At 51.9% G+C, this 11,811-nt stretch carries 7 protein-coding genes and 3 pseudogenes; 4 read left to right on the top strand and 6 right to left on the bottom strand.

What is annotated here, in order from left to right:
• Positions 1 to 225 precede the first annotated feature (225 nt).
• Positions 226 to 840 (bottom strand): annotated as a pseudogene (locus M5J09_RS12995) (transposase); the annotation flags it as partial.
• Between the two features lie 52 nt (positions 841 to 892).
• Here M5J09_RS12995 and M5J09_RS13000 point away from each other — a divergent pair.
• Both M5J09_RS13000 and M5J09_RS13005 read left to right on the top strand, forming a co-directional pair.
• Positions 893 to 1,180 carry a transposase gene (locus M5J09_RS13000; RefSeq protein WP_257077011.1) on the top strand — a complete coding sequence of 96 codons (288 nt, stop codon included), beginning with the start codon at positions 893 to 895 and terminating at the stop codon, positions 1,178 to 1,180.
• A gap of 17 nt (positions 1,181 to 1,197) precedes the next feature.
• A pseudogene (locus tag M5J09_RS13005) lies at positions 1,198 to 2,106 on the top strand (IS3 family transposase); the annotation flags it as partial.
• Between the two features lie 47 nt (positions 2,107 to 2,153).
• On the opposite strand, the pseudogene M5J09_RS13010 reads toward M5J09_RS13005, so the two are convergent.
• The 5 genes and pseudogenes from M5J09_RS13010 to M5J09_RS13030 form a co-directional block, all read right to left on the bottom strand.
• A pseudogene (locus tag M5J09_RS13010) lies at positions 2,154 to 2,696 on the bottom strand (IS110 family transposase); the annotation flags it as partial.
• Positions 2,689 to 2,961 carry an integrase core domain-containing protein gene (locus M5J09_RS13015; protein ID WP_257158147.1) on the bottom strand — a complete coding sequence of 91 codons (273 nt, stop codon included), beginning with the start codon at positions 2,959 to 2,961 and terminating at the stop codon, positions 2,689 to 2,691. The gene M5J09_RS13015 and the pseudogene M5J09_RS13010, both read right to left, overlap by 8 nt.
• 67 nt (positions 2,962 to 3,028) lie before the next feature.
• Positions 3,029 to 3,643: an IS3 family transposase gene (locus M5J09_RS13020; RefSeq protein ID WP_257158148.1), complete on the bottom strand. Its 615-nt coding sequence runs from the start codon at positions 3,641 to 3,643 to the stop codon at positions 3,029 to 3,031.
• 155 nt (positions 3,644 to 3,798) lie between these two features.
• Positions 3,799 to 5,955: a glycosyltransferase gene (locus M5J09_RS13025; protein ID WP_257158149.1), complete on the bottom strand. Its 2,157-nt coding sequence runs from the start codon at positions 5,953 to 5,955 to the stop codon at positions 3,799 to 3,801.
• Positions 5,948 to 6,841 carry a hypothetical protein gene (locus M5J09_RS13030; protein ID WP_257158150.1) on the bottom strand — a complete coding sequence of 298 codons (894 nt, stop codon included), beginning with the start codon at positions 6,839 to 6,841 and terminating at the stop codon, positions 5,948 to 5,950. Before M5J09_RS13030 ends, M5J09_RS13025 begins: the two co-directional genes overlap by 8 nt.
• 730 nt (positions 6,842 to 7,571) lie before the next feature.
• Here M5J09_RS13030 and M5J09_RS13035 point away from each other — a divergent pair.
• The gene (locus M5J09_RS13035; protein WP_257158151.1) at positions 7,572 to 9,368 is read left to right on the top strand and encodes a hypothetical protein; all 1,797 of its coding nucleotides are present in this window, start codon (positions 7,572 to 7,574) and stop codon (positions 9,366 to 9,368) included.
• A 343-nt stretch (positions 9,369 to 9,711) separates the two neighbouring features.
• Positions 9,712 to 11,325, top strand: a complete 1,614-nt coding sequence (locus tag M5J09_RS13280) for a heparinase II/III-family protein (protein ID WP_257158152.1) — start codon at positions 9,712 to 9,714, stop codon at positions 11,323 to 11,325.
• Positions 11,326 to 11,811 lie beyond the last annotated feature (486 nt).

Below are 11,811 nucleotides of genomic sequence, written 5' to 3' on the forward strand. Positions count from 1 at the left end.
AACATGCGACTGACCACCCGCACATAACCACCAACAACGCCTGAGTAAGACACCGCTACCGGATACTCACTCAGGCGCTACCAGATACTCACCACACCGCTACCATTTCAGTCTTCTGAACAGGTGGATTAGCCGGGGTTGATTTTTTAGCCGGGGTTGTTTGGGCGTGTTGTTTTCTGGTATGGCTGTCAGCCGACTGGGGTTTCCCAGTCGGCTGTTTGGTGTTTAGGCTGCTTTGACTTCCTGTGATTGGTCGGGATCGCGGTAGTACTCGTGGTTGCTCATCATGGCGTATAGGACGTTGAGCCGTCTGCGGGCTAGCGCTACGACTGCGGCGTTGTGTCTCTTGCCTTCACGGCGCTTTCGTTCATAGGATTGCCGTGAACGCTCGTGGAATCTGATGGATGCAAAAGATGATTGCCATAGGGTGTTCTTTAGTTTTTATTGCCAGCTCTGTTCAGTGAGTTCGACATGATTGAGGTTTTCGGACTGATTCGTTCGGGGTGATAAGCCAGCGTAAGAGGCTAGGTGCCCAGCTGTCGGGAAGTCGGACATGTCGCCCGCGGTCATGAGAATTTGGGCAGCCGTCTTCGGCCCAATTCCTGGCATGGATAGCAGGATTTGAGTGTGGGGGATGTCGTTGATGAGCTCGATGACTTCCTGCTCGATTTGTTTGCGGTGCTCAAGCTTTAAAAGTGCGTCCTTCGCCGACATTGCTACGCCCATTTCGGCATATTGTGCACCAGCAATGGCGACTGTTTGCTCAGAGATGGCAGCGAATATGGCATCGATGACGGGTTCGGGATTGCGTGCCTTATAGCGTCGAGCGAAGGCAGCTGAGGTGTCAGGATTCTTGTTGACGGAGAAACTCTCAACATGAAGGATGGTCATTATGCCTAGCGCTTATTCCGATCAATTCAAGCAGCAGTGCGTGGACGCCGTACTGGTGCTGGGCAAGTCCCGCGCCGAAGTCGCCGCAGAGTACGAGGTATCCGCGTCTGCTCTGGGCCGCTGGGTCGCCAAAGCCCAGGGCACCGAAGGCACCGGATCCGGCTCGCACATGCGCAAAGCAGATCCCGACTCACAAGACCCGACTGAGCTGGCCAAACGAGTCCGCGAACTGGAAATTGAAAACGAGTTTTTAAAAAAAGCGGCCGCCTTCTTCGCCAGGGAGCACTAGAAGACGACGTCTTTAAAGTCATCGAGCATTTCGACGAAGAAGGCGCGAGGAAACCACGCTACACGGTAACGATGATGGCCAGGGTTCTGGAAGTCTCCCGGGCCGGCTACTACGCCTGGAAGCATCGTCGTAGCCGCCCTTATGCCGGCAGCAGTCCCCGCGGCAAACGCCACAGGCTCTACGGGCTTATCACCGAGATTTTCGCCTCGCACAATGGCTTTGCCGGAGCACGCACAATCCACGCAGAGCTACGCGCACAAGGCATTGATCTCAGTTTGTATGGTGTGCGTAAAGCCATGGAAGAGCTGGGACTTACTGCGCAATACCGGCGAGCATTCAAGCGCACCACTATTGCGGATCCTAACGCTAAAGTACGCGGTGACCTGGTTAAACGGCAGTTTAATCCGCCAGTTCCCACCACTGGGCTATGCGGGGATATTACCTATCTTCGCACCAGCCAGGGCTGGATGTATCTAGCGACGGTCATTGATCTGTCCACCAGGATGGTCATCGGCTGGCAGGTTGCCGACCGTATGACAACGACGCTGATTATTGACGCCCTAGCTATGGCACACCGCGCGGGCTTTGTTGCTGGTAATGCGATTTTCCACTCGGACCGCGGCAGCCAGTACACCTCGGCGAGATTCGCTGAGTACGCGGCTTCTATTGATGTTCGACTCTCCGTCGGAGAGGTCGGCGTGTGCTGGGATAACGCGGTGGCGGAGTCGTTCTTTTCGACGTTGAAACTGCATCTGATGTACGCAACCAAGCAGTTTCCCACCAAGCTTGAGGCTCGTATTCGAGTCGGTGAATGGATTGAGACGTACTACAACCGGCGGCGGATCCACACCGCGACCGGACAGGTACCTGCCCAGTCCATGAACCGCTTCCTCAACCCCGAAACACCAGCCGCCCAAACGGCATAAACACTAAATTAACGAGTTTCCCCGTCCACAAAACTTGACACAGCCCAAGCTGCTTTGGCTTTTCCGAGGCGCTTTATTTTGGTGGGCCCGCCGTAGCGTGCAAGTAGGTGCAGAACCCATTTGCGGTGGATCACCTGGCCGCGAAGGGCTTGTTCGAATTGCGGGTAGCAGCCAACTAGTGCACTTCGAATCTGATTGATGAGCCTGGTGTAGGAGCGTGCTAAGTCTTCGTCGATGCCGTTGAGGACTTTCAACTGGAGGAAGGCTTCTTCGACGCGGTCGACACTGCGGAGGGATTCCGGAAGGTTCTTTGCAGCGTGGGCGATGATATATGCATCCCGGATATCAGTTTTGGCATTACCAGCGTGGATGCGTGAGAGTTGGCGCATAGCCCAACCTGGAAGGTAGCGCACGTCGATTCCGATGTCTTGGGCAATTGCGACAGTTAGTCGCCCAATGTTATTGGGCTGGTCCACGACGACAAGGACCTTGTGGTCGTTTGCGCTGAACGTTGAAAAGAGTGTGCGCAGGGATTTTGGGATTGCCCGCAAATTGTGGACACGTAGTGGAGGTACCCAGTGGTTAGGCAGCTATTTCTTTTCTGCTGGTGGTTAGACCAATTCGGTTTTCGAAGTCGACGGGGCTGGCTATCCCGAATGCAGAGTGCCGGCGCCGGCGGTTGTAGACGACTTCAATCCAGTAGGCAACGGCCTTGCGTGCGGCATCACGGCTCGACCAGCGCTTACGGTCGTAGAACTCGGTTTTAAGCGTCGACCAAAACGACTCGGCCATCGCGTTATCGAAGCACACACCAGTACGCCCCACAGACTGAGCAATGCCCAGTCTGCTGCACACCTCCCAGAGCTTCTCGCTGGTGAATTGGGTTCCGCGGTCAGCATGAAACACCAGCCCATCAGGAACGTCACCGCGGAAGCATATGCGCCATCCGCAGGGCCCGTTCAACCAGGTGTGTGTCTTGAACACTATCCATTGCCCAGCCCAATACCCTGCGGGAATGGCCGTTGCGGACCGCGCACAAGTACAACCAGCCCTCACCGGTGCGCAGGTAGGTAATATCCGACATCCACACCCGGTTGAGCTCACCAGTATCAAATATGCGCTTGGCCAGGTCAGGAAGAGTTGACTTACGCTTGGATTGAATCGTTGTCACCGGGACAAAGGCACGCGGTGAAATCCCTTCAATGCCCATCATGCGCATCCGCTTCGCCACAGTCTTACGGTTAAGCGAAATGTGGTAGCGCTCGATAATTTCTGCGGTGATCCGCGGGGCACCATAAACCTCATCGGAGTCTTTCCAAATCTGGTGAATCCGGCGGACGACGTGGTTGTAGAATGCTGCGCGATCATCTTCGCCGGATAGTCGCCTCTGCTGCGTATGAGCCCATCTGTAGTATCCAGACCGAGACCGATAAGGACAGGTGAGGCTCGGAGGGTATGAAGAAGAGCATGGGCCGCCGTGTTTGGGATAGATACGAAATTTCGAATACCAAGAAAGAATTTGGCAGATAACGGCCAAGCCTCTTATCGGGTCGTTCCCCCACCCTGCCGTAAAGGAGCTGGGAGACTTAGTGACCTTAAAGCAGAGCCGTTAGCTCTAGGTGCCTTTTGTAAAAATGTATATCGGAAAACTTGCGATCTATAACAAACTGCCCTACCGCCAAGGTCGCTTTGCTACCTTTTTTGGAGTGTATCTTCCCAGAGAGGCAAAAGGACCGAGGGATCCCAACGGGCTACGGAAGAGCGTGCGTATTCGCCCTTGCGAGCAAAAACAGCCTCATCCCTACAATCCAGTATCAGTGATACGGCAGCATCGAGGTCATTAAGCAGAAACTCTTCTCCAAAAATCTCGTCGACTCCCGGCCGGTTCCAGAAAATGGGGACGCTTCGGGCTGCCATGCCTTCTGCAGGTGCCATATGAAAACTCTCGACCTCGCTAGGCGAGAGAATGAAACCAATGTTTCGCTGCCACGAAGCGATATCGGCGCTGAAATCGTCGAAGATAATATGACTTCTCAAACTAGTATCTGAACCAATCTGATTAAAAAACTCAAGGTACATTTGTTTTTGAATTGGGTTTTTCCATTCATAAGGATATTCCCAAGGCATCCGTCCTTTGAATCTAAGGACGTAGCGGTCATCGACTTCTAAAAGCTTCTTCAAGAGTTTGACCGCACGATCGGGCCGTTTGTGGATAGGTACCATCCCGACGAAACCAAGCGTGAATCTTGCGTCAGAAGTCTTGGGCCGATCAAAGTCGTCAAGGTCTACCGCATTGGGAATCACGCTGGTCTGGTTATATTCAATGGGTAAACGCTCCAGTGCCATCCTTCTATAAAGTTCGGAGACGAAGATCATGCCACTGACTGACTGCCAGTCAATGCTATTCATCCAAGGACCATCTAGTTCAAAACGATGAAGCCTAGATACAAGTTTCGTATTTCCAAGATTCTGATTCGAGTACCATGCGAGAGAGGGGCCAGCCCACTCACAGAAAACCGTATCTGCCCAATTAAGAAGCCCCAAGCTCGTTTGCTCATCGTGTGTGTGGAGTGTCGACCAACGGTCAACTCTTACTTCGAACTTAGGGGAACGTTCCAAATGGTCCATTAGCTCTCCCATGAACTTAAGATCATGGGAAGCAATCACCACTTTGGTAACAGACGATGTGCCGGGGTCAATTGTTGATAAAGCACCCGCGCGCTGGAATGCTCGAGCGAGCCTATGCTGAGTCTGCTCCATGCTGTAGGATTCAGACGCCTTGAACGCCTTTTCAGTAGCGTCCAAAACCCTAGGGAGAGCATCAGCAATGCTCTGTGCTAGGTCCTCGACGGTGGCGTCAGAAGTAACGTAAAAGGGGTAGTCGGAGCCAAAATGCTCTTCATTCGCCTGTGTTCGATTAACAATAGGAACTGTACGGCAAGCGCCGTATTCTAGGGCCTTTGTAGATATTTCGAGACCACCGTCTAACTGGGAAGTGCGCCAGCCCAAACCCAAGTCCGCTGATTTAATTTCAGACGCCGACTCGGAGCGGGGAAGTCCTCCGAGCCAATGAACCCCGCTTTCGGGATCGGCATGTGCCTTAGACAGTGCTTCTTGCATTCGTGGTAACCAAGTGGGGTCAGGGCGATCGCGGTTAAACTTGTCTCCGACGACTGTCAGCGATGCTGGTATTCCCAAACGTCGCAAAGCGTTAGGGAGGTCCAACATTTCTAGGGTTTTCCAATCGCGGGCGAACTTCCCAGCGTAAACAATCTTTAGTTCACGTCCAAGGTGCCATTGTTCCTTTGGGGCATGAGAGAAAAAATCATTTGGGATCATCGGGTTAAGTAGTACAACTTTCCCGGCGGCGGAGGGCGCAATGGATTCTAAGTAGCTGCGAGCTGATTCAGTTTGTGCGAAAAGTCTGCGGCTGCGTTGAGCAATTCGTGTAAGTCGATTCCGGTTGTTGGGAGAGATTCGCTCAGGTGGGAACGGAAGTTCAGTGACGTATGACCACAAGAGGGGGGCAATATCATTCCGCAAACAGAATGCATTGCATGCGTTAATTCCTCGGCAAACTACTGCGGTGGCTCCAAGCTTATGGACGAGGGATTCAACAGTAAGTGCTGCCGAATCTGGTGCCAGTTCTTCTACTTCGGGTTCATGAATAGTTAAGTTGGCCAAATTGTCCAACGCCGAGAGTAGCTTCCGATCAATTACTGGCTGCTTAAGCTGTAGGTGGACGTGATCGAAGATTCCTGCTAGAGCCTCTGTCATAGAGACTAGCCATATCGACGAACCATCTATTACGTTCGGACTTATGTCGCCGTAGAGTACTACATTATTCATTGTCTAGCTTCCCTTCAGCATAATCGTGCAGCAGATTGATAACTGGAAGATCGGCATCCCGTTCCCATCTAAAGTCTGAGGAGTCGCCTGAAATTACCAGGTCGGAATTTTGCGCAACAGTCCCGGTAAACGCGGATGGAGTGCCCTCACTTATGAATATTACTACTGTATTTTGACTTCTAGCTTGCTTTATTAGCTGAAGTAAACGCATGAAGTTTTGGGTGTTAGTAGTGTCGAGTGTTCCCTGCCAAGGTCGGGACTTTAACGCCGATTCTTCGATAATGAAATAGCTGACACGGGCATCAATGTCTGGCTGGCCTTGTCCAGGGAAAACGGGTTTGAAATCGCCGACGTCTTTTAGCTTGGTTTGGAGTGCGCTGCAGACGATGCCGGTAAGATAGCGGGAATACTCTTCTTGGTCCCCGTTGAGAATGGCTTGTAGTGACTTCTCGGTGTCTCCCGCCATCTTCTGGGCGGCTGCTTGTCGGCCAGCGGAAAACGCGTCGGGTTTTGCGAGGATTTCGACGGAAGATATCTGATTTGGAGAGTAAAAGTTCTTTGGTCCCTCTTGGGCTTGACGCTCTTGCAGCTCAAGGTCATGGAGGTGCTTCTTTTTTTGAAGCCCCTGTATCTCGTTTAATTTGGATTTCAGCTCATCTTGTCTAGAAAGGATTTCCGAATCAGATGAAATCAAGCCGTTTTTAAGATTTGCCAGTTCTAAGTCGACCTGTTTTCTAAAGTGGCGAAGTGACCGAGCGAGCTCGACCTGTTCGGCCCGTAGGCTTTTTTGGCTATTTAAGCTCTCGCTTAGTTGAGCGTGCAAGGCTTTCGAGTCCTTGTTCCCCTGAGATAAAAGACCCTTCAATGAGCTGTAAGAAGTTTTCATCCACCAAAGTGTGCCGACTAAGCAGAGGATAATTCCTATTGTTCCCGCAGCGAGCAGCCATGTTTTACTTGAACTACTTGGTTGAAAGATTGCCGCGCAGAAGCATATTCCAGATAGCGTTGCTACCAATCCTAAAACCCTACCGGACAGTAGCTTCTGTTTACTTTGCATCAGCTTTCCTTGTTTCGATCAGCCACGGACAGTGGGATTTTAGCACATTCCTTTGGCTGTCCAGTGGGTGAATAAGGCGTAGGGTATCCGGCTCTGAATTTAGATAGGTCGCTTAGACTCTGTGCAATGTAAAAATCGACGTACGGTTATGCCGATCTGCGATCTGACAGTGTGCTGCGTAAGCGTGAGTTTAATTGAATGACCTGCCCGGTTGTGCTTGGGGTGCGTCTCATCAGTGGTTTGATGCAGGTTGAGCCTTTAAGTAGAAAATCCATGTGTTCCGTCGGGAGTTGCTGTTTGGTGAAACGCCCTAGTTTCGAAATTTTCTAGCTTCTGGCAAACCGTCGATACAGGATACTTGCCGTATCTAGCAAGAAGGCGAAGAACGGTTGTTTGCGCTGTAAGACGGTGATTGTAGGTTGGAAAGCTCTTCCTAATCGCACGTTGGCGATGTGTTTGGACGATAACCGGTAGGTCAATCGTTGCGTTGGTCGACTCGGGCGGGTGGAATGCTAGTGTAGGGTTTTGCTAACCCATTCTGGAAGCATTAGGAGATGCTATGCGTTTTTTTGCCGTCATTCGTTCGACAGTGCCAATACCGGAGGGGCAACGACTTGAGATTGAACGAAGGATAAGCTCGGTTCATGCGCAATCTGCGGCGTGGAAGGCGCAAATTGGGTGGCACGAATTTTGTCAGAATAATGTTTACACCACGTTTATTGTTTCCGATCCCATCGAATCGCGAGTATCTGTTGAAGATTCCTTCGAGTTTATGGCCGGGTTCGCCGACAATGGGTCGATCCAGGAGGTTAAAGAGTCTTACTTCCTGAAGAACGGGCGAATGTATCTTAGCGATTCTGCCCCGGGCACTTTTGTTGCTGCTTCGCACCGCAAATCAGACGGCACTCTTTTGGGATTTGCTTCGAGGCCTTGCGCGGTTCCTGCGTTCTATTATGACCGCCACAACATCTTTGCGATGTCATCTGACGCCATTGTAGTTGCTCTGATTGCAGAAGTGCTCGATCGAACGACGGTTCGTTTGTCTCGGGGGTATGCTGCAGACTACCTTGCTTGGGGTTACTCCTACCGGGAGAAGTCACCTTTTGAAGATGTGCAAGCTTTGCCGCCTGGTGCATGTCTCATTGTCCGCGGAGTATCTGGAGTGAAGATTCGTGAGTATTCGAGATTCGATCAGGTAGATTTCAAGGATGCCACTGTCGCGGAGAAAGCAAAGTCGCTAGCCGAGTCGCTGACGGCATCGGTTGGTCGAATCCCCGATTCTGAACTCGTAAATTTGCGTCTAAGTGGAGGAAAGGACTCTAGAGTCCTTTTGTCTGCGCTCGCCGGAGGGCAAAAATCATTTGAGGCTGAAACCCGGGGGCGACAGTCCGACCTAGAGGTTGGTATTGCAAGTGAAATTGCGAAACGTGCCGGAGCTCGACATATCGTTAGTAATGTTGCGATGGCTTCTCCTGATGGCCTTTTTGAAAGTGCTTCAACGAGTATTCAGAGAATGGCCGGTCATCTGTCGGCTGAACCGCAGCAGATTATGTTCGAAGGGGCAAACCCACAGCATATTGGCCAGTATCTTATGATGGGGCATTCGCATATCCAGAGGGGCGGCTTTGCACGGACAATGCGAAACGATCCCTCACGCGTTTTGGCTTCCTTGCAGAAGCAGTGCTCACCCTTCGTGTCGGACGAACTTAGGAGGGAATCGGATGATTGGGTAACGGATTGGTATTCGGGGCAGTCATTCAGCGATTACATCGAACCTTTGTATGAACTTCACGTTCAGAAAAGGGCGTCCTTTTATCTCTTGCCTCAGTACAGGGACTATTCAAATGTTGTAAAGCTCCATTATCCGCTGATCGGGCATGACTTCGTGTCGAAATGCGATGCACTGACAGTTTTTGACCGAGTGTCGGAGCAAGTGATTTTCCTCGCTGCAGTCGCACAATTTAGGGAAATAATGAATGTTCCACTTTGCGATGATCTTTGGAACTTCGATAGAAATGGTAAAAGTGATATCTTACCGGAGGAGTTTGATGCTCGAACGGGAGGTTTCACTTTGCCCGAAACAGGTAAGTCGAAGAGCGGCGGTGACTCCTATAATTCTGCTAGCATTGCGAACCTAAGTACCGCCTTGCATTTTATTGTCGATTCAGGTGACTTGGGTTTCCTTTCCAGCGTTTGCTCGCAAGAGGTGTTGGATATACTGAAGGCCAAGGAGCCTGCAAATCCTCTTGAGAAACTGAAGGCCGCAGATCCCGTTCGCTTTGACCTTTTGCGGCGCTACATTTGGCGAATGTACGCAGTTTGTGTTTGGTCAACGCGAGCTTGGTTCTCTGCGTAGGTAACTGCTCCGACACTCCGCATAGGCGAACCATAGGGCCAGCCACTGCAATATTTGGTGGAACCGGATTTGGATCAAGTATCCAAAAATGATTTGTAGTAGCTGTAGATTTTGCGCCTTGGATGCGCCTTACGGGGTGACTTGCTAGACGGGATTAGCTGTGTCTCTCTATTCTGGCCAGAATCGTGGCCGTCCTATCGTAATTTCGGGGGGATTGGGCCGCTTAAATTCAATCTGGGGGGTTCTGGGTGGAGGAATTCAGATTCATTCATACCCAGAGGTACGGTTTGACCCTGAAAAACCATTTTGGCCCCAGATAGAGGACCAAAGTCTACATCCAACGGTGCGCTTTTATCTGCATTCGCTGAATTGGATTGACTTTATTGTGGATCGTGCGGCGGAAAGCCCCCAAGCGGAATGGTCCGAAGAAGTTGCCGCCGGCTCAGAGTTTGCGTGGGCGGTGGCCTGGAACTGGTGGGAAATGAACCTCGTCTCTCCTGAGTGGCACGGCGATGAGTACGTCTGGGGAGGGCATGCGGTGGCCATTAGGGCAGCATCGTTAAGCGCACTCAGTGAGATTTTTCCAAAGGAAGAATGGTTGCATGATGCCATCGAGTATCACGGGAAATGGTTGCGAGAACACTTTGATGGATATTGGAACCACGGATTGTCTCAGGCGCTAGCGTTGCTGGTGGTAGGAGATAGGCTGAGCGATGAGTCAATGCTCGCCATCGGTGCTGAGCGGGCAAAAGCTTGCCTCGAGGTTATGATCGATGAGGAAGGTGCGATCAACGAGCAAGCACCCGAGTATGCGAATTATATTGAGAGGCTGCGCCAGACCACCGTCCAGGCATTTGAGTTGTTCGGTGCACCGGGGGGAGATGCGCTGCGCGCCAAGCAAAAGCCTCTAGAAGAATTCATCGCGCATTCCATTACCCCAGGTGGCACCTTCGTAGAGGTAGGGGATTCAATGCCGAGACGCCCAGAGTTTGTGCGCGGAGGAGCCGTGGAATTTGCACTGTCGAATGGCGCAACCGGTACGGAGATTCCACGTGTCAAGGTTTATAACGCGGGCTACGTGTTTGGACGCTCAGGGTTCGGGCAACGCAGAGCACATCAATTAGAGAGTTACTATTCTTTGCGCTTCGGGCCCGCCCGTGCAATACATGGGCATTTTGACCACTTGTCGCTGACATTTTGGGACCGCGGGCGCAACATCATTGTGGATGCTGGCCACCCAGGGTACGTGGCTGGAGCCATGCGGGATTACGCGCGCAGCCGAGAAGCACACAATGTCCTTACGGTACGGGGGAAAGAACACACACCCGAGACAGCTTCGCGGTTAGTGGAGTACCAGATTGAACCGACGTGGTCCGCATTCGATTTTGAAGATACCGCTTGGGAGGGGCTGAAATGGAAGCGCAGTGCCTGCTTTGCAGACTGCGGTCCTTTGGTGGTGGCGGATAGCTTACAGCCGTCCACATCAGTAGAGTACGCAGAGCAGCGCTGGAATGTGGCACCTGAGTTTGAGTATGTGGGCTCAAAGTATGAGACAGTGCGTTTTCGTTCCACAGTGGATGGAACTCAGCTGGTTTTCGTTCGCTATGGCATTGAAGGCTCACGCTTCTTTGAACCAACTGACGTAAACATGGCGCGTGGTGACAGCGAAGGGCTTCGCGGCATTGTCTTCCGTAACGAGCAACCCACGGACACGTGGACTGTGGGCTTTGGGCGTGCGAGTCGAGACTTTGGTTTACTTACGGCTGTTGTGGTGGCTGGCCCAGATGAGAAGGTGGAATACACCTTCAAGGACGGGGGGCCAAACCGGAGGGTTTTGCGTATTGTTCGTGGCACGCAGACTTACCTCTTTGAATTCGATTGTGAGTCGCATAGAGTGCGGGCGCTTTCCGTGCCGATTGAGCGCGGATATGCCGATGGTGGGCTAAGCCGGGGGTGAATTGAGTTGCGGCGAGATCCCAGACAAAGAGTTTCCGAAATTCGCTTTTCTAAACCGTTGGAATTTTCTTGATTCGGAACGCTTAGGGGGCTGAGTCCATCGCATCAAGCACTGTGCGATTGATTCTCAAAATGTCTCAGTGATGTAGGTCGTCGATCGAACGCTCAATGGGGCTGAGCGTGGATTCGTGCATGAAGGAGCCAAAAGTGGCTTTGACCGGTTGAATTCAGGAGTTTAACCGAAGTGAGCGTCCTTAACTAGTTGATACTGATCGCTCTTTTAAGCAATGTGTCGATTTGGGGTAGTTGGTACCGCGAGTCTGCGTAGTTGGTACCGGTGTTCCACGTACCCGGTGTTATGTGTTGCCGTTTCGGCGTAGTTGGTAGGGGCAATCCGCGTAGTTGGTCGGGGTTTTCCGGATAGGTGGTAGGGCTCTCTGTTTTCGGTCATTGTATAGGTGGCGTTGGCACAACTTGTGTCGGCGCG

The organism is Corynebacterium sp. BF-R-2, from assembly GCF_024586525.1.
Taxonomy (GTDB): Bacteria; Actinomycetota; Actinomycetes; order Mycobacteriales; family Mycobacteriaceae; genus Corynebacterium; species Corynebacterium singulare.